This is a genomic window from Pseudomonas sp. GV105 (assembly GCF_003058185.1).
Lineage (GTDB): Bacteria > Pseudomonadota > Gammaproteobacteria > Pseudomonadales > Pseudomonadaceae > Aquipseudomonas > Aquipseudomonas veronii.
This window is the reverse complement of the sequence record NZ_QBUF01000008.1, coordinates 222,134-240,856: the sequence shown is the minus strand read 5'-3', so window position 1 is coordinate 240,856 and position 18,723 is coordinate 222,134. Positions and strand designations below refer to the sequence as shown.

Below are 18,723 nucleotides of genomic sequence, written 5' to 3'. Positions count from 1 at the left end.
CGCCTGGGGCGCCCCGTCTGGCTTAGTCTACAGGGACTTCAACAGGCGATTGTTTCGGCGTGTTGTTTTCGTACTCTTGCGCGGCTTTCAGGGCGTCGGCGTCAGCCTTGGCCTTGTTGTCGGCGGTCTGTTGCAGCAGTTCCAGTTTTTCCGGCGTCAGCTGTTGCAGGCGCAGCATCACACGTTGGACCAGCTCACGACGCATTTCTTTGCGCACCTGGGTCATTTCCGAGTCCGAGCCCACCAGGTTGTTGCCATCGTGGCTCACGACCTTTTGCACTTCGATCTTGTCACCCATCAACGGCAGATGGTCGCGGCCCTGCATTTCAAACGTCAACGAAGTGATCAGCTCGATATCGGACGCACGGCCAGCGCTGGCGTAGCTGAGGTTACGCTGGGTTTCTTTCTCGTCGGCCAGGAACAGCTTGTAGGTCGCGCCGGTGTAGACGTGTACGCCACTGTTTTTCAGGGTGTCGCGCAGTTGCACAACGGTTTCGCCGTAGGCGTTGCGGGCGCTGACGTCCAATTCCTTGATGGTCAGTTCATTGGTGCCGGTACCGCGCAGCTGGAAGCCGCAAGCGCTCAGCAGCACAGCAAGGCCCATCACCAGCAAATTGCGTTTGATCATTTTATTGCTCCCCTTGAAACCATGCGGGCCTTATCGAGGCCCTGAAGGTTTAGTTCGGCGCAGCGCTCAAGCCCTGCGCCCGATCCGATTTAGCTGGCGACGATATTGACCAGTTTACCCGGCACGACGATCACTTTGCGGATCGTCAGGCCTTCGGTAAAGCGCAGCACGTTCTCGTTGCAGCGCGCGGCCGCTTCGACGTCTTCGCGGCTGGCGCTGGCCGGCATGTCGATCTGGCCACGCAGTTTGCCGTTGACCTGAATTACCAGTTGCAGCGTGTCCTGAACCAGCGCGCTGTCATCCTGCACCGGCCAGCGGGCGTCAATGACGGCTTCGCTGTGGCCCAGGCGGTGCCACAGTTCGTGGCTGATGTGCGGCGTGATCGGGGCCAGCAGCAAGGTGACCGTCTCGAGGCCTTCGTGAACCAGCGCACGCTCCTGTTCGGTGGCTTGCGGGGCTTTTTCCAGCACGTTCATCAGCGTCATCACCTGGGCGATGGCGGTGTTGAACTTGTGGTTCTGGCCCACATCCTGGCTGGCTTGCTTGATGGCCAGGTGGGTGCTGCGGCGAATGGCTTTCTGCTCGTCGCTCAAGGCGGCCACATCCAGCTTGCCCGGCAGGCCCTGGCTGACATGGGCATGGGCCAGGCGCCAGACGCGCTTGAGGAAACGGTGCGAACCTTCGACGCCGGAGTCGGACCATTCGGCGCTCATGTCCGGCGGCGAGGCGAACATCATGAACAGGCGGCAGGTGTCGGCGCCGAACTGGTCGATCATCGACTGTGGGTCGACGCCGTTGTTCTTCGACTTGGCCATCTTCTCGGTGCCACCGATTTCCACCGGCAGGCCGTCGGCGATCAGCTTGGCGCTGATGACCTTGGCTTTGCTGTCGCGCTCGAGCTCGACATCCGCCGGGTTGAACCAGGTGTAGCTGCCATTGGCTTCGCGACGGTAATACGTCTCGGCGATCACCATGCCCTGGGTCAGCAGGTTCTTGAACGGCTCGTTGGAACTGACCAGGCCTTCGTCGCGCATCAGCTTGTGGAAGAAGCGCGCGTACAGCAGGTGAAGAATGGCGTGTTCGATACCGCCGATGTACTGATCCACCGGCAACCAGTGGTCGGCCGCCGATTTCTCGACCAGGCCACCCTCGTAGTGCGGCGAGGCATAACGGGCGTAGTACCACGAGGACTCGACGAAAGTGTCCATGGTGTCGGTTTCGCGCTTGGCTGGCTGGCCGCATTTCGGGCAGCTGCACTCGTAGAACTCAGGCATGCGCGCCAAAGGCGAACCGGCGCCGTCCGGCACCACGTCTTCCGGCAGGACCACCGGCAACTGGTCTTCCGGCACCGGCACGTCACCGCAGGTTTCGCAGTGGATGATCGGGATCGGGCAGCCCCAGTAACGCTGGCGGCTGATGCCCCAGTCGCGCAGGCGGAACTGGGTGCGCGAGGCACCGAGGTTTTTCTTGATCAGCGCGACTTCGATGGCGTCGAAGGCACCGGCGAAGTCCAGGCCGTCGAACTCGCCGGAGTTGATCAGTTCACCGTGCTCACCGTAGGCGTCTTGCCACGGGGCCGGGTTGGTGTCGCCCGAGCTGGTGCGTACCACGGATTTGATCGGCAGGTTGTACTGGGTGGCGAATTCGAAATCGCGTTCGTCGTGGGCCGGCACAGCCATTACTGCGCCATCGCCGTAGTGCATCAGCACGTAGTTGGCGACCCATACCGGCAATTTTTCGCCAGTCAGCGGGTGCTCGACGAACAGCCCGGTCGGCAGGCCTTTTTTCTCCTGGGTGGCGACGTCGGCTTCCGCCACGCTGCCGCCTTTGCATTCGGCGATGAACGCCTGCAGCTCAGGGTTGTTCTGTGCGGCCTGGCTGGCCAGCGGGTGTTCCGCGGCCACGGCGACGTAAGTCGCGCCCATCAGGGTGTCCGGACGGGTGGTGAAGACTTTGAGGGTGCCCGCTTCGCCGATCGAATCGACGTTGTACGGGAACTGCACTTCCATGCCCTTGGACTTGCCGATCCAGTTGCGTTGCATGGTCTTGACCTGTTCAGGCCAGCCCGGTAGGTCGTCGAGGCTCGACAAGAGTTCATCCGCGTAGGCGGTGATCTTGAAGTAGTACATCGGGATTTCGCGCTTTTCGATCAGCGCGCCGGAACGCCAGCCGCGACCGTCGATCACCTGCTCGTTGGCGAGCACGGTCTGGTCGACCGGGTCCCAGTTCACGGTACCGTTCTTGCGGTAGATCACGCCTTTTTCGAACAGGCGGGTGAACAGCCATTGTTCCCAGCGATAGTAGTCCGGCTTGCAGGTGGTCACTTCGCGGGACCAGTCCACCGCCAGGCCCAGGCTGCGCAGCTGGGTCTTCATGTAGGCGATGTTTTCGTAGGTCCACTTGGCGGGCGCTACGTTGTTCTTCATCGCGGCGTTTTCCGCCGGCATGCCGAAGGCGTCCCAACCCATGGGTTGCAGGACATTCTTGCCTTGCATGCGCTGGTAACGGGAAATCACGTCGCCGATGGTGTAGTTACGCACATGCCCCATGTGTAGCTTGCCGCTGGGGTAAGGGAACATCGATAGGCAATAGAACGTCTCCTTGCCCGGCTGTTCACTGACTTCAAAGGACTTTTGCTCATCCCAGAAGGTTTGGGCGGCATTTTCTATTTCACGGGGCTGATATTGTTCGTGCATGGCTACTTTTGAACTGAATAGGGGTGGCCTAATCCTCTTCGGTGCATTGTCCGAGCTGGCCGACACCATAAAGCGCCGCGTCCGTGCCCAAACCCTGCGGGAAGTGGAGTTACAGGAAGCGCCGTAGCATACATGACCCCACTCTATCGAGGGAAACCCTGATTGCGCGGTCGAGGCCGTCTGTCGCGGCGCCGGGCAGGCGCAGCCATGGGGGCTACGCTGTTTATTGGGGAGTGAGTCTTATCTTCAATGAGGTGAGGGGATGGTGGAATCGCAGCGAATGTTATCTAAACCGGATGTGTACCAAGGACTCATCGACCGTTTGGGTCGTGCATTGGATGCAGCAAGTACGGCGGGTCGATTGCGTGATGAGCAGCCCGTCGAGTTGGAACTGCGAGGCTTGAGCCACGCGGAGCTGGAACTGATCAAGGCTTACCTGGCAAGGAACGAACGTTCGGCCTTTACCGGCGTGGCGAGCACGCCGCCCAACGAGCCCGTGCGGTCGGCCAAGGTGGTGTGGCTCAAGGATGTGTCAGCCGCTCGCGGCCCGGAAAAACATCGGTCCGTGCGGTTCAAGTAATACATGCCCCTTAGTTTCCTGATCATCGCTGACACTGCTTCGTTCTTGTAAAGATTGTCGCTAAACCCCGTTACACCTTAGGCTTCGGGCATCTATGGAGATGCTCGATGCCTATTCGTTATTTCATCAAACAACTGCTGTTGCCGCCCGGCATTCTCTTGCTGTTGCTGGCCCTTGCCTGGTGGTTTCGCCGCAGCCGCCCGCGCCTGGCCGGCTGCTGCTTTGCCCTCGGCCTGGGCGGGATGTGGCTGATGAGCCTGCCGATCATGGTGGAGTGGGGCGCGCGCGCCCTGGAGACGGCGCCGCCGTTGGCCCGGGAGGACTGGTCGAGCCTGGCCCGGCGCGCCGATGCCATTGTGGTGCTGGGTTCGGGGCGCGAGCGTGGCGACCCGGCCTGGGGTTCGGACCAACCAACCGGCATCGGGCTGGAGCGTCAGCGCTACGCCGCGCGATTGGCCAAGGCCTCCGGGCTGCCGGTGCTGACCAGCGGCGGTTTGCATTACGGCACACCGCCCAGCGAAGCTGAGTTGATGGCGGTGTCGATGCGAGACGACTTCGATGTGGCGGTGCGCTGGAAGGAAGAGCGCAGCCGCACCACCTGGGAAAATGCGCAGATGAGTGCCGAGATTCTGTTGCCCGAGGGGGTCAAGCGCGTCGTGGTGGTGACCCAGGCCTGGCATATGCCGCGTGCGGTCTGGAGCTTTGAAAAAGCCGGTTTCAGCGTGGTGCCGGCGCCGGTCGGCTTCCTCGGCCAGGATAACGCCCGGCCGCTGGGCGGTTGGATGCCGGAGTTCAAGTCGGTGTGGCAGAGCGGGCAGTTGCTCAATGAGGCGGTGGGGCAGGTGGGGTATCGGTTGTTCTACCGATAGCACCGCAAATCAAAATGTGGGAGGGGGCTTGCCCCCGATTGCGGTGTATCAGTATCAAATCTACTGACTGACACACTGCTATCGGGGGCAAGCCCCCTCCCACATTGGGTTCGGTTTGATTCTGTTAGACGGTTTTGGACATCCGGCCGGCCAGCAGCGCCCAGCCAAACAACACCAGGCACACCACGATCAGCGGCCACGAACGCCATTGCAGGTACGGCGTGAGGTTGTGCATCGGCACCACTTCGCCATAGAGGATGCCGCGCTCGAACTGCGGGATCTGCGCGGTGATCTGCCCATACGGGTTGATCAGCCCGGTCACGCCGTTGTTGGTGGCGCGGATCATCCAGCGGCCGGCTTCCAGCGCACGCATCTGCGCCATTTGCAGGTGCTGCAAGGGGCCGATGGAGGTGCCGAACCAGGTGTCGTTGCTGATGGTCAGCAGCAAGTCGCTCTGGGCCGAGAGGCTGGCGGCGAATTCCGGGTAGACCACTTCATAGCAAATGAACGGCGCAATCTGATAGCCCTTGGCCTGTAGCATCGCCTGGTCGGACGGGCCGCGGGCGAAGTCCGACATGGGCAGGTCGAAGAAGGCAATCAAGCCGCGCAGCATGTCCTGCAGCGGCACGTACTCGCCGAAGGGCACCAGCTTCTGTTTGAGGTAGGTGCCGTCACCTTCGCCCACGACGGTGATGCCGTTGTAGTAGCGCTTCTGGTGATGCACTTCCTGGCGAATCGGCACGCCGGTAATCAGCGCGGTGTGCCGTTCGGCGGCGAACTTGCCCATCATCCCGAGGTAGCCCTCGACGGACTCCTTGAGCACCGGCACGGCCGTTTCCGGCCATATCAGCAGGTCGACACGCTTGGAGCTGAAGCTCATGTCGCGGTACAGCGCCAGTTGTGCATTGAGCTGCTCGGGGTCCCACTTCATGCTTTGTTCGACGTTACCCTGGATCGCCGCCACGCTCAGCGGGTCGCCGGACGGTGAGGTCCAGGCGTGATGCTTGAGGGCCAGGCCGATGGCCCAGGGCGCCACCAGCAGCAACAGGCCAGCGCCGATGAAGGCGTTGCGCTGGGTCGCCAGCAGGCGCGGCAGGTTGCACAGCAGGGCGGCGGTCAAGGCCAGGGCGAAGGAAATCAGCCACATCCCACCCAGCGGCGCGAGGCCGGTGAGGGGGCCGTCAAGTTGGCTGTAACCGGAGTACAACCAGGGAAAACCGGTCAGGAACCAGCCCCGGAACGCTTCCTGGCCGACCCACAGCGCCGCAAACGTCAGGGCATCGGCCAGTGGCGCTTCATTGCGCCGCAGCCAGCGCGCCCACAACCAGGCGGGCAGGGCGAAGAACAAGGCAATGGCGGCGGTGAACGCCAGCATCAGCAAGCCAGCCAGCAACACCGAAGCGCCGCCGAAGTGGTGGATGCTGTAGTAGATCCAGCTGGTGCCGGCGCCAAACAGGCCGAAACCGAAACACCAGCCACGGCCGAGGGCCTGGCGTGGGGACAACTCGCGCAGCCCGATATAGAACAATCCGGCCGCGACCAGCGCAAGCGGCCACAGATCGAATGGCGCCAGCGCCAGGGTGGTGATGGCGCCAGCCACCACGGCCAACAAGTTGCCGGGCCAGCCGGGAGCGATGAAACGGCGCATGTCAGTCCTTAACGGGCAATAGGTGTCAGGCGAATCAGATGAATCCGGCGGCTATCGGCATTCAGGATGCGGAAGCGATAAGCGCCGATCTCGGTGGTCTCGTTACGCTTGGGCAAGTGCCCGAACGCACTCATCACCAGGCCGCCGACGGTGTCGAACTCGTCGTCGGAAAATTCGCTGTCGAAGAACTCGTTGAAGTTCTCGATCGGCGTCAACGCCTTGATCAGGAAGTCACCGCTCGGCAGCGGCTTGATGTAGCTGTCTTCTTCGACGTCGTGCTCGTCTTCGATATCGCCGACGATCTGTTCCAGCACGTCTTCGATGGTCACCAGGCCGGCGACGCCGCCGTATTCGTCAATCACGATGGCCATGTGGTTGTGGTTGGCGCGAAACTCGCGCAGCAGCACATTCAGGCGCTTGGATTCGGGGACGAAGGTGGCCGGACGCAGCAGGTCCTTGATGTTGAAGCTGTCGCCGTTCTCCTTGAGGATCAGCGGCAGCAAGTCCTTGGCCAACAGGACACCCATGACGTCGTCATGGCTTTCGCCGATCACCGGGTAGCGCGAGTGCGCCGAGTCGATCACGGCCGGGAGGAATTCCCGTGGGGTCTGGGGCGCCTTGATGCTGATCATCTGCGAACGCGGGACCATGATGTCCCGAACTTGCAGGTCAGCCACCTGGATGGCGCCTTCGACGATGGCCAGCGCTTCGCTGTCCAGCAACTTGTTCTGATGGGCCTCGCGCAGCAGCTCCAGCAGCTCCTGGCGGTTTTTCGGCTCGTGGGCAAAAGCCTGGGTCAGTTTACCCAGCCATGACTTTTGCCCGTTGCTCGATCGGTCTTCGCTCATAGCGATTACTCTAAATCCTTTGATGTTTCAGTTGAGTGTTGATCAGTTTTCGTCATCTGCATACGGATCAGGGTGACCCAATTCTGCAAGCAACGATCGTTCCAGTGCTTCCATTTCTTCGGCTTCGTCATCGTCTATATGGTCGTAACCCAACAGATGCAAGCAGCCGTGGATGACCAGATGAGCCCAATGGGCTTCAAGGGCCTTGCCTTGTTCCTGCGCCTCACGCTCGACGACTTCGACGCAGATCACCAGGTCGCCCAGCAACGGGATATCCAGCAGTTCGTCGGGTACGTCGGCGGGGAAGGACAGCACGTTGGTCGCGTAATCCTTCTGGCGCCAGGTGTGATTCAGTTCGCGGCCTTCGGGTTCGTCCACCAGGCGGATGGTCAGCTCCGAGTCGGCGGTGCGCTGGCGCAGGGCCAGGGCGCACCATTGACGGAACTGCTCTTCACTGGGGGCGTGCGCGTCGGTTGCCAGTTGCAGGTCAAGCTCAAGCATCGCGGCGGGTGTCCTTGGCCGGGGCGTCGTCGCGGTGCTCGAAGCGCTCGTAGGCTTCGACAATGCGCTGGACCAGCGGGTGGCGGACGACGTCCTTGGGCATGAAGTGCGTGAAGCTGATCCCCGGCACGTCTTTGAGCACCTCGATCACCTGGGCCAGGCCCGACTTGGTGCCCTTGGGCAGGTCGACCTGGGTGACGTCGCCGGTGATCACGGCGGTGGAGCCGAAACCGATACGGGTGAGGAACATTTTCATCTGTTCGACGGTGGTGTTCTGGCTTTCGTCGAGAATGATGAAGCTGTTGTTCAGCGTCCGGCCGCGCATGTAGGCCAGCGGGGCGATCTCGATCACCTGGCGCTCGATGAGCTTGGCCACGTATTCAAAGCCGAGCATCTCGTAGAGCGCGTCGTAGAGCGGGCGCAGGTACGGGTCGATTTTCTGTGCCAGGTCGCCGGGCAGGAAGCCGAGCTTTTCGCCGGCCTCGACCGCCGGGCGCACCAGCAGGATGCGGCGCACTTGCTCGCGCTCCAGGGCGTCGACGGCACAGGCCACGGCCAGGTAGGTCTTGCCGGTACCGGCGGGGCCGATGCCGAAGTTGATATCGTTACCGAGAATTTCTTTGACGTAGCGCTGCTGATTCAAGCCGCGTGGGCGAATCATGCCCTTTTTGGTGCGCAAGGCCACGCTGGCTTCGGCCACCGGGTTGTTGGCCAGGTCTTCCACGGCCGATTCCTGCAGGTACAGGTGGACCGTTTCCGGCGACAGCTCACTACCCTTGGTTTCGCGGTAGAGGCGGCGGAGCAGGTTTTCTGCAGACGTGGTGTGCTGGGGTTCACCAATCAGCTCGAATTGATTGCCGCGGTTGCGGATCTCGATGCTCAGGCGTTGTTCGATCAGGCGCAGGTGCTCGTCGAACTGTCCGCACAAATTGGCGAAACGGCGAGCCTCAAACGGTTCGAGGAGAAAACGATGGGGTTCGATGGGTGCGTTCAAGGTCGCTTTTAGCCGCCCTTTGGCTGTTGAGGTGAAAGAGAGGATAACGCCACGCGCCAGTGTGCGAAAGCACTTATCCAACCCGATCCAGTGTGGGAGGGGGCTTGCCCCCGATAGCGGAGTGTCAGGCAGCTCATGTGCTGCTGATGTACCGCAATCGGGGGCAAGCCCCCTCGCACATTTATTACACCAGAGACCCGCGCAACGAGTGCGGTTGCGCCGCATCGATGTGGACATCGGCGAACTGGCCGATCAGGGTCGGGTTGTCGCAACGGAAGTTGACGATGCGGTTGTTCTCGGTGCGCCCTTGCAGTTCGCCCGGGTCTTTTTTCGAGTAGTCGGTGACCAGGATGCGCTGGGTGGACCCGACCATTTGTCGACTGATCTCGAACCCCTGCTGGTTCAGGCGATGTTGCAGGGCGTTCAGGCGCTCTTTTTTCAGCTCTTCCGGGGTCTCGTCCAGCAGGTCGGCGGCAGGCGTGCCGGGGCGCTGGCTGTAGACAAACGAGTAGGAAAAGTCGAAACCGACGTCTTCAATCAGCTTCATGGTCTGCTGGAAGTCTTTCTCGGTCTCGCCGGGGAAGCCGACGATAAAGTCCGAACTGATGCAGATGCCCGGCACTGCCGCGCGTAATTTGCGCAGTTTGGATTTGTATTCCAGGGCGGTGTGGTTGCGTTTCATCGCCGACAGGATGCGGTCCGAACCCGATTGCACTGGCAAGTGCAGGTGCTTGACCAGCTCCGGCACTTCGGCGTGGGCCTGGATCAGGCTGTCGGAGAACTCCAGCGGGTGCGAGGTGGTGTAGCGAATGCGCTCGATGCCATCCACCGCGGCGACAACCCGGATCAGCTCCGCGAGGTCGGCCAGGCGCCCGTCGTGGGTCTGGCCGCGATAGCCGTTGACGTTCTGGCCCAGCAGGGTCACTTCACGCACGCCGTTTTCGGCCAGGTGGATGATTTCTGACATTACATCGTCAAACGGCCGGCTGACTTCTTCACCACGGGTGTAGGGCACCACGCAGAAGGTGCAGTACTTGCTGCAACCTTCCATCACCGACACGTAGGCGCTCGGCCCATCGATGCGCGGCTCGGGCAGATGGTCGAATTTTTCGATTTCCGGGAACGAGACGTCGACCTGGGGCAGCTTGGTGATGCGTGCGGCGTCGATCATTTCCGGCAGGCGGTGCAAGGTTTGCGGGCCGAAGACCACATCCACGTAGGGCGCGCGGTCGCGGATGGCTGCGCCTTCCTGGCTGGCGACGCAGCCGCCGACGGCAATCACCATCTCCGGGTTGGCCAGTTTCAATTCACGCCAGCGGCCCAGCTGCGAATACACGCGGTCCTGTGCCCGTTCGCGGATCGAGCAGGTATTGAGCAGGATTACGTCGGCATCTTCGGCGCGGGCGGTGACTTCCAGGGCCTGATGTTCACCCAGCAGATCGACCATGCGCGAGCTGTCGTACTCGTTCATCTGGCAACCGTGGGTTTCAATGTAGAGCTTCTTGGCCATGGGAATCGTCAACTGGTGGTAAAGAACCGCGCATTATAGGGGTCATGTCCATCGGTTCCTAGCACTGTGCATCGGGTGCCATGCTATAGTTCGCGCCCTCTTTTATATCCCCGATGTGTTCCCCGCCCACCATGACCAAACGTGAAGCTCCAATCTATAAGGTGATTTTCCTCAACCAGGGCCAGGTGTTCGAAATGTACGCCAAGCAGATCTATCAAAGTGATCTGTGGGGCTTCCTGGAAGTGGAAGAGTTCGTCTTTGGCGAGCGCACACAGCTGGTCGTCGACCCGGGCGAGGAAAAACTCAAGGCCCAGTTCGAAGGCGTGGTGCGCAGTTTTGTGCCGATGCATTCGATCGTGCGTATCGATGAAGTCGAGCGCCTGGGCACGCCGAAGATCAGCGAAGCGCGTGGCACGAGCAATGTCATGCCGTTTCCGATGCCGATGCCAGAGAAGTAGGGCGTTTGTAGCGAGGGCGCTGGCTCCCTCGTCACCGGTCGATCAGGGCAGGGGCGAGAACGGCGAGCGCCCATCCGCACTCTGCAGTTCCTGCAGATAATTGCGGAAGATCTGGCCCAGCACCTGGGTCGCCAGTTCCAGTTCATCGCGCTGCATGTGTTCGGCAACTTCGTCGGCGGTGTCCAGCGCGTCTTCGGCGCCGTTGACCGCGGCCATTTTCAGCACGATATACGCCTGGACGTTATTGGCCGGCACCCCTTCGCCTTTGAAGAACATGGTGCCCAGCTGGAATTGCGCCTGGGCGTGGCCCTGCAGCGAGGCTTTTTCGAAGTAGTTCAACGCTTTGTTGAGGTCGCGCGCGGGGTTCTTGCCGTCGTGGTAGTACTCGCCCAACTCGTATTGCGCCTGCGCATCCCCGCCGTCGGCCTGTTTCTGGCACGCGCTCAGGGCTTCGGCCTGGCTGTCTGGCTGGGTATTGAGGGTGCAACGACCCATCGCTGGGATTAACAACGAGTTGCCGCCTGCTTGTGCATGTGCCAGCAGCGGCTGAAGGAGCAACAGGCAGCCCAGGACCAGGGTGCGGCCGGTGCGTTTCATGGGAATCGACTTACCTCTGACGGGGCACGCGGACCCTCGGGGGTCCAATAAGCGCGCATTATGAAATAAGCAGACCTCTGCTTACAAAGTCTTTACTCGTTTTTCTGCCGGTTGGGCAAGTTATCTGCCGGATTGCAGGTGATTTCTCGAGAAAACCAGGAAAAGTCTGTAAGCAAAGTAGCAAATCTGACGCCGCCGGGGGCGACGTCAGAATGCTGTGCCGGTTATTTCAGGGCGGCGAAGGCGCGCTCGGCAGCATCCAGGGTCAGTTTCAACTCGGCGTCGCCATGGGCGATCGAGGTGAAGCCGGCTTCAAAGGCGCTCGGTGCCAGGTACACGCCGCCGTCCAGCATCAGGTGGAAGAAGCGCTTGAACAGGCCGGCGTCGCTGCCCATCACGTCCTCAAAGGTGACGATATCGTCGGCGCCGCTGAAATACAGGCCGAACATGCCGCCTGCTTGCGTGGTGACAAACGGAATGCCAGCGGCATCGGCGCGCTGTTGCAGGCCGTCGAGCAGGCGGGAGGTGTAGTCGGTCAGCTCGGCATGGAAGCCCGGGCGGCTGATCAGGCGCAGGGTGGTCAGGCCGGCGGCCATGGCCAGCGGGTTACCGGACAGGGTGCCCGCCTGGTACACCGGGCCCAGCGGCGCGATGTATTGCATGATTTCGCGCTTGCCGCCGAAGCAGCCCACCGGCATGCCGCCACCGATGATCTTGCCGAAGGTGCTCAGGTCCGGCGTTACGCCGTAATGCGCCTGGGCGCCACCGAGGGCTACGCGGAAGCCGGTCATCACTTCGTCGAAAATCAGCACCACGCCATGCTTGTCGCACTGTGCGCGCAGGCCTTCGAGGAAGCCCGGGGCCGGCGGTACGCAGTTCATGTTGCCAGCGACCGGCTCGACGATGATGCACGCCACCTCCTGGCCCACTTCATTGAGCATCTGCTCGACGGCGGCGATGTTGTTGAACGGCAGGGTCAGGGTGTGTTTGGCGAAGTCTGCCGGCACACCGGCCGAGCTTGGCACGCCCTGGGTCAGCGCGCCGGACCCGGCCTTGACCAGCAGGCTGTCGGAGTGACCGTGGTAGCAGCCTTCGAACTTGATGATGCTGTCGCGGCCGGTGAAACCGCGGGCCAGGCGAATCGCGCTCATGGTGGCTTCGGTGCCGGAGCTGACCATCCGCACCATCTCCATCGACGGCACGATCGAGCAGACCAGATCGGCCATCTCGGTTTCCATCGAGGTCGGGGCGCCGTAGGACAGGCCGTGTTGCAACTGCTGGCGCACGGCGTCGAGTACGTCCGGGTGGCTGTGGCCGAGGATCATCGGGCCCCAGGATCCAACGTAGTCCACATAGCGCTTGTCGTCTTCGTCGGTGACGTAGGCGCCTTCGGCATGCTTGAAGAACAGCGGCGTGCCGCCGACGCTCTTGAACGCACGCACGGGGGAGTTCACACCGCCGGGGATGTGTTTCTGGGCATCGGCAAACAGGGTTTCGGAACGGGACATGATCGGGCTCTCTAAACTGAAGATTTAAGAAGATCGTTGAAAGCGCGGGCGCGGCGCGTGACTTCCTGGGTGCTGTCGGCACCAAACAGGCCGTGTACCACGGCGAGCAAGTCGGCCCCGTGGGCCACCAGCGGTTCGGCATTCTCCAGGGTGACGCCGCCGATCACGCAGATCGGCAACTGCAGGCGCGCGCGGGCCTGGGCCAGCATTTCGAGGCTGGCGGCGGGGGCGCCGGGCTTGGTGCTGGAGTTGAAGAAGCGGCCGAAGGCGACGTAGCTGGCGCCTTCTTTCGCGGCCTGTTCGGCCAGTTCGATCTGGCTGTGGCAGGTGGCGCCGATGATCGCCTTGGAGCCCAGCAACGCACGGGCCGTGGTCAGGGGACCATCGGTCTGGCCCAGGTGAACGCCGACGCCCAGGCGCGCGGCCAGTTCGGCGTCATCGTTGATGATCAGTTGGGTCTTGTAGCGCGAGCACAATTCGCGGAGTTTTTCCGCTTCACGCAGGCGCCGGGCCTCGTCGCTGCTTTTGTCACGGTACTGCAGCAGGGTCACGCCGCCATCCAGCGCCGCTTCGACGTAGGCGAGGAATTTGCCGGCCAATAATTGGCTGTCGGTAATGGCATAAAGGCCACGTAGTTTCATCGGGCAGGCCTCTTGGTGTTACGAGCAGAAATCCAGCGGCAGCCGGCGAGGCACGAACTGGCCCTGGCCGAGTTGTTCGGCGTCACGCAGGGTGCGCCAAGTGTAGTTGAGGGCCGATTGCACGGCGCTGACCAGGCCTTCACCCTGGGCGATCCGGCCCGCCAGCGCGCTGGCCAGCGTACACCCCGAACCGTGATAGCTGCCGGGCAGGCGCTGGCAGGTAAAGGTCTGGCGCGTGCCGTCGCGGCTGTACAGGCGGTTGTGGACTTGGTGCTCATCGCCATGGCCGCCGGTAATCAGCAGGTGCTTGATAAACGGCAACAGCTTTTCCGCGCATTCGTCCGCCGTGCCCTCAGGCAGTTCGGCAAGGATGCGTGCTTCAGGCAGGTTGGGCGTGGCGATCAGCGACAACGGCAACAGCCGCTCGCGCATGGCGTAGCCGACTTCGTCCTTGCCCAGGCTGCCGCCGCCGCCGGCGCGCAGCACGGGGTCGCACACCACCGGCAGGTGCGGGTGCGCCTGCAGCAGCTCGACCACGGTGTCGACCATCGCGGTGGAGCCGAGCATGCCCAGCTTGACCGCCGCCACTGGCGAATCGCTGAGCACGGCGTTGGCCTGGGCCAGCACCCACTCGCGGTCGAGCACGCGGAAATCACTGACGTTGACGGTGTTCTGCACCGTCAGCGCGGTAACGGCCGGGGCCGCATGGCAACCCTGGGCGAGCAGGGCTTCGATATCTGCCTGCAAGCCGGCGCCACCACTGGGATCATGGCCGGAGAGACAGAGGACAACGGGGCGAGAGCTGTAGATATTCATGGTGCGCGAGCTTACCACCAAACGCTTTTGGCGTGGCCGTCTGGCGATGGCTGAATTTTGCCCGGATCCATGGGCGGTTATGGCTGTTTGCTAGTATCGGATTTTAGTTGTGAAGTCCGCTGAAAGCCTTGTTCTAGAGCCTTTAGAAAAATTATATCAATGGTGTCTAATGGCCTTTAGCAGCTATGCTAAAGTGATTCGAAACAACTTACTGTATCGCCGGTATACGTCTTCTCAAAAGGAATGGGGGGCTTTTTGACATGACCGGACAGGTCACGCTGGGGCTCTATGCGTTATTTGCTGATTTTATTATTGTGCGGGCTACCGCTGCTCGCCGACGCCATTGAGTTCACCCAAGACACGCGAAGCCTGCCGCTGGGCCGGGCCATGCAAGTGCTCGAAGACCCGACCAACACCCTGACCATCGCTGATGTGAGCGCTCCCGCCGCTGCCACACAGTTCAAGCCCCACGACAAAGACACCCTCAACGCCGGCTATTCGCGCTCGGTGTTCTGGCTCAAGGTCAACCTGCGTTACCAGCCCAAGCCGCCTGAAACCCAGCGCACCTGGCTGCTGGAGTTGGCCTATCCGCCCCTCGACCACCTTGACCTGTACTTGCCCGACAGCACCGGCAACTATCGCCTGGCCGGTCGCACCGGGGATGCCTTGGCGTTCTCCAGCCGCGAGATTCGCCAGAACAACTACTTGTTCAAGGTCGACTTCACGCCGGGCGAAACCAAGACCGTCTACCTGCGCCTGCAAAGCGAAGGTTCGATCCAGGCGCCGCTGACGCTGTGGTCCAGCACTGCCTACCTGGAACAACAACCGCTGCGCCTATATGTATTGGGCCTGATCTATGGCGTGTTGCTGGGGATGCTGGTGTACAACCTGTTCATCTACCTCAGCGTGCGCGACACCAGCTACCTTTATTACATCTTCTATATCGCCTCGTTCGGTCTGTACCAGCTGTCGGTGAACGGTGCGGCGGTGGAGTATTTCTGGCCGAACAACCCCTGGTGGGCGAATGCCGCGACGCCGTTCATGATCGGCTCGGCGGCGTTGTTCGGCAGCTTGTTCGCCCGCAGCTTCCTGCACACCGCCCAGCACAGCCGCTGGATCAATCGCCTGTTGCTGGCGCTGGTGGCCTGTGGCGCGGTGGTGATGCTGCTCTCACTGATGACCAGCTACGCCCTCGCGCTGCGCCTGGCCACCGGCCTGGTGCTGGTGTTCACCGTGACTATCTTCGTCGCCGCCATCAAGGCCTGGTACTGCGGCCAGCGGGTGGCGCGTTATTTCATCATCGCCTGGTCGGCGTTCCTGCTGGGCGGCGTGGTCAACACCTTGATGGTGCTGGGTTACCTGCCGAATGTGTTCCTCACCATGTACGCCAGCCAGATCGGCTCGGCGATCGAAGTGGCGCTGTTGTCCCTGGCCCTGGCGGACCGCATCAACGCCATGCGCGAGCAACAGGCGCAGATCCTCTACGACGCGAGCCAGAAGCTCGAAGTGCTCAACCAGCAGTTGGCCCGCAGTAACCGGCTCAAGGACGAATTCCTCGCCACCCTGACCCACGAACTGCGCACGCCGATGAATGGGGTGATCGGCTCCCTGGAGTTGATGCAGACCGTGCCCCTGGACGACGACCTGGCGAACTACCAGCAAACCGCCGCCGGCTCGGCGCGGGACATGATGCGGATGGTCAATGGCATCCTCACCCTCACCGAGTTGCAGGCCGGGCGCCTGAGTGCCCAGCCCAAGGTGTTCAGCCTGCGCGGCGTGCTCGACACCTTGCGCCAGCAGTTCAGCGCCAGCGCCCAGAGCAAAGGCCTGGCCTTTTCCATCGATATCGCCGACGACTTGCCCGATCGCCTGCGCGGCGATGCCGACAAACTCAGCCAGTGCCTGGATTGCCTGTTGGACAACGCCTTCAAGTTCACCCACGAAGGCGTCGTGCGTCTGCGGGTGGTCGGCGTGCCCCTGAGCGATGGCACCGTGCGCCTGAGTTTTATCGTCACCGACACGGGCATCGGCTTTGCGTTCCTCGACGAGGCCTCCCTGTACCAGCGGTTCTTCCAGCTCGATGGCTCGACGACCCGCGAATACGGCGGCCTGGGGATTGGTCTGGCGATCTGCCGGCAACTAATCGAATTACTCGGCGGGCGCCTCACCCATCATTCCGAACCGCGCAAGGGCAGTCGTTTTCAGCTGGAGCTGGCGGTCACCCCACTGCAGCCCGAGCCACGCCCGGCAAGCCCCGCGCACGCACGCACGCCTGCGCAGTGTGCGGTGCTGCTGGTGGACGACAACAGCGTCGGCCAGTTGGTGGTGCGCGGCATGTTGCTCAAGCTCGGTTATCGGGTGAAAACCGTCGACAGCGGGCCGGCGGCGTTGGCGGCGTTGCAGGGGGAAACCTTCGACGCAGTGTTGCTGGATATACCGGAAGGCGGTTTCTCGTTGTGCTGTCAGATTCGCGCGTTGCCCGGCTGCGGCGAGTTACCGGTGATCGCCCTGAGCACCACGTTGAATGTGTCCGAACGCGAGCGCTGCCATGGCATCGGCATCACCGAGCGCCTGGTCAAGCCGGTACGTTTCGACGCGCTGCAAGCGCTGCTGGAACGTCGGCTGCTGTGTCCGTCAGAGGGCGAAAGCGCCGGACATTCGGCGCGTATGCCACTTTTTTAAGCGAGATGACGGTGCTTAACTGAAATTCGGGCCGCAACTCCAGGTGGCCTTTTTTCCAGGAGGCCCGTCATGAACCTGCACCAGTTCGCCGAAACCCACGACGTCACCAACCAGCCGCCCTCCCTGGACGGCATCAACCTGTACCGCATCGATGTGCCGCTGCAAGACTGGTCGCACCGCTTCGGTGCCGGCTGGGCAGCACCGCGCTTCGATGCCTATGGCGCGTTGGCCGGTGGGCCGCTGATGGCGGCGGGGTTCTTGGCGAACCAGAACAAGCCGCAGTTCAGCAGCCATGACCGCTATGGTCACCGTGTCGACCTGGTGGAGTTTCACCCGGCCTACCATGAGCTGATGCACACCGCCGTCGAGCATGGCCTGCCGTCGCTGCCGTGGGCTCATCCACAATCCGGCGCCCATGTGGCCCGCGCTGCCCTGACGTACCTGCACAGCCAGGCCGAGGCCGGCACCGGCTGTCCGTTGACCATGACCTTCGCCTGCGTCCCGGCCCTGCGCCTGCAACCGGACCTGGCGCAGACCTGGCTGCCGAAAATCCTCAGCACCGACTACGACCCGCGCAACGTCGGCATCGCCCACAAGGCCGGTGCCACCATCGGCATGGCGATGACCGAGAAACAGGGCGGCACCGACGTGCGCGCCAACACCACGCGTGCTTACCCCGTGGGCGCGGGCGGTCCCGGCCAAGCCTATGAACTGGTGGGGCACAAGTGGTTCTGCTCGGCGCCGATGTGCGATGCGTTCCTCACCCTGGCCCAGACCGACAAGGGCCTCACCTGCTTCCTACTGCCTCGGCACCGTCCGGACGACACGCGCAACCAATTCTATATCCAGCGTCTGAAAAACAAACTCGGCAATTGCTCCAACGCGTCCAGCGAAGTGGAGTTCCGCGGCGCCCTGGCCTGGATGGTCGGCGAAGAAGGCCGTGGCGTGCCGACCATCATCGAGATGGTCGCCATGACCCGCTTCGATTGCATGGTCGGCTCCAGCGCCTTGATGCGCCAGGCGCTGACCCAGGCCAGCCATCATTGCGCCCATCGTTCGGTCGGCGGTCGCGTACTCAGCGAGCAGCCGCTGATGCAAAACGTGCTGGCCGACCTGGCGCTGGAAAGCGAGGCCTCGCTGGCCTTGAGCCTGCGCATGGGCCGCGCCCTCGATCATTTGGGCGATGAGCAGGAAGCCAAGTTCTCCCGGCTGGTGACGGCGGTGGGCAAGTATTGGATCTGCAAGCGCGCGCCGGCGATGATCAACGAAGCCGCCGAGTGCATGGGCGGTGCCGGTTATGTGGAGGACAGTATCCTGCCGCGCTTGTATCGTGAGGCGCCGGTGAATTCGACGTGGGAAGGTTCCGGCAATGTGCAGTGCCTGGACGTGCTGCGCGCCTTGTCCAAAGAACCGGGCGTGCTGGAAGCGCTGTTCGTCGAACTGGGCGACGGGCATGGCGACAGGCAGTTGGCGCGGCATGTCGAGCAACTGAAATCGGCGTTCATGGACACCCAGGATATCCAGTACCGCGCGCGGCAACTGACCGAGGATATTGCCGTAGCGTTGCAGGCCAAGTTGTTGCTGGAGGCCGGGAACGCGGCGGTCAGCGATGGGTTTATCGCCAGCCGTTTGGGCCAGTCGTCGGGACGGGTGTATGGCACCTTGCCGCGTGGCGTGGATGTTGAGGCGATTGTCGCGCGGTCCACGCCACAGGCCCTTTGAATACACGCGGTCAACATGTGGGAGC

Annotated in this window: 16 protein-coding genes; 5 read left to right on the top strand and 11 right to left on the bottom strand. The window is 62.3% G+C overall.

The genetic code is table 11. The annotated features are described in order from the left end of the window. Positions 1 to 22: 22 nt before the first annotated feature. Positions 23 to 628, bottom strand: a complete 606-nt coding sequence (gene lptE, locus C8K66_RS17665) for an LPS assembly lipoprotein LptE (protein ID WP_017848334.1) — start codon at positions 626 to 628, stop codon at positions 23 to 25. A gap of 89 nt (positions 629 to 717) precedes the next feature. Continuing rightward, positions 718 to 3,324, bottom strand: coding sequence for a leucine--tRNA ligase (gene leuS, locus C8K66_RS17660; protein ID WP_046381933.1), 2,607 nt, complete (start codon positions 3,322 to 3,324; stop codon positions 718 to 720). 262 nt (positions 3,325 to 3,586) lie between these two features. Between leuS and C8K66_RS17655 the strand changes: the two genes are divergently transcribed. Continuing rightward, on the top strand, positions 3,587 to 3,904 hold the full coding sequence (locus C8K66_RS17655; RefSeq protein WP_046381934.1) for a hypothetical protein: 318 nt from the start codon (positions 3,587 to 3,589) through the stop codon (positions 3,902 to 3,904). A 107-nt stretch (positions 3,905 to 4,011) separates the two neighbouring features. After that, positions 4,012 to 4,773 (top strand): YdcF family protein, encoded by a 762-nt coding sequence (locus C8K66_RS17650; protein WP_108525541.1) that lies wholly within the window; start codon positions 4,012 to 4,014, stop codon positions 4,771 to 4,773. A 124-nt stretch (positions 4,774 to 4,897) separates the two neighbouring features. Here C8K66_RS17650 and lnt read toward each other — a convergent pair whose 3' ends face one another. The 5 genes from lnt to miaB form a co-directional block, all read right to left on the bottom strand. Continuing rightward, positions 4,898 to 6,421: an apolipoprotein N-acyltransferase gene (lnt, locus tag C8K66_RS17645; RefSeq protein WP_017848329.1), complete on the bottom strand. Its 1,524-nt coding sequence runs from the start codon at positions 6,419 to 6,421 to the stop codon at positions 4,898 to 4,900. Positions 6,422 to 6,429: 8 nt separating this feature from the next. Then, entirely contained in the window at positions 6,430 to 7,269 is an 840-nt protein-coding gene (locus tag C8K66_RS17640) for an HlyC/CorC family transporter (protein ID WP_017848328.1), read from the bottom strand. Between the two features lie 42 nt (positions 7,270 to 7,311). Then, positions 7,312 to 7,770 (bottom strand): rRNA maturation RNase YbeY, encoded by a 459-nt coding sequence (ybeY, locus tag C8K66_RS17635; protein WP_079444779.1) that lies wholly within the window; start codon positions 7,768 to 7,770, stop codon positions 7,312 to 7,314. Beyond that, positions 7,763 to 8,764 (bottom strand): PhoH family protein, encoded by a 1,002-nt coding sequence (locus C8K66_RS17630; RefSeq protein ID WP_017848326.1) that lies wholly within the window; start codon positions 8,762 to 8,764, stop codon positions 7,763 to 7,765. The genes ybeY and C8K66_RS17630 overlap by 8 nt, the downstream gene beginning before the upstream one ends. 184 nt (positions 8,765 to 8,948) lie before the next feature. Further along, complete coding sequence (gene miaB, locus C8K66_RS17625) at positions 8,949 to 10,274, bottom strand: tRNA (N6-isopentenyl adenosine(37)-C2)-methylthiotransferase MiaB (protein WP_108525539.1); 1,326 nt, start codon at positions 10,272 to 10,274, stop codon at positions 8,949 to 8,951. A gap of 131 nt (positions 10,275 to 10,405) precedes the next feature. Between miaB and C8K66_RS17620 the strand changes: the two genes are divergently transcribed. Then, on the top strand, positions 10,406 to 10,732 hold the full coding sequence (locus C8K66_RS17620; protein WP_003194436.1) for a DUF1820 family protein: 327 nt from the start codon (positions 10,406 to 10,408) through the stop codon (positions 10,730 to 10,732). Positions 10,733 to 10,774: 42 nt separating this feature from the next. On the opposite strand, the gene C8K66_RS17615 is transcribed toward C8K66_RS17620, so the two are convergent. The 4 genes from C8K66_RS17615 to C8K66_RS17600 form a co-directional block, all read right to left on the bottom strand. Continuing rightward, positions 10,775 to 11,329: a tetratricopeptide repeat protein gene (locus C8K66_RS17615; RefSeq protein WP_017848324.1), complete on the bottom strand. Its 555-nt coding sequence runs from the start codon at positions 11,327 to 11,329 to the stop codon at positions 10,775 to 10,777. Positions 11,330 to 11,553: 224 nt separating this feature from the next. Next, on the bottom strand, positions 11,554 to 12,837 hold the full coding sequence (hemL, locus tag C8K66_RS17610) for a glutamate-1-semialdehyde 2,1-aminomutase (protein WP_046381936.1): 1,284 nt from the start codon (positions 12,835 to 12,837) through the stop codon (positions 11,554 to 11,556). 11 nt (positions 12,838 to 12,848) lie between these two features. Next, on the bottom strand, positions 12,849 to 13,478 hold the full coding sequence (gene thiE, locus C8K66_RS17605; RefSeq protein WP_017848322.1) for a thiamine phosphate synthase: 630 nt from the start codon (positions 13,476 to 13,478) through the stop codon (positions 12,849 to 12,851). Between the two features lie 18 nt (positions 13,479 to 13,496). Further along, positions 13,497 to 14,294: a hydroxymethylpyrimidine/phosphomethylpyrimidine kinase gene (locus C8K66_RS17600; RefSeq protein ID WP_026140190.1), complete on the bottom strand. Its 798-nt coding sequence runs from the start codon at positions 14,292 to 14,294 to the stop codon at positions 13,497 to 13,499. Positions 14,295 to 14,582: 288 nt separating this feature from the next. On the opposite strand from C8K66_RS17600, the gene C8K66_RS17595 reads away from it, so the two are divergent. Together C8K66_RS17595 and C8K66_RS17590 are read left to right on the top strand one after the other, a co-directional pair. Further along, positions 14,583 to 16,976 (top strand): hybrid sensor histidine kinase/response regulator, encoded by a 2,394-nt coding sequence (locus C8K66_RS17595; RefSeq protein WP_108525537.1) that lies wholly within the window; start codon positions 14,583 to 14,585, stop codon positions 16,974 to 16,976. A gap of 69 nt (positions 16,977 to 17,045) precedes the next feature. Next, positions 17,046 to 18,698: an acyl-CoA dehydrogenase family protein gene (locus C8K66_RS17590; RefSeq protein ID WP_046381939.1), complete on the top strand. Its 1,653-nt coding sequence runs from the start codon at positions 17,046 to 17,048 to the stop codon at positions 18,696 to 18,698. Positions 18,699 to 18,723 lie beyond the last annotated feature (25 nt).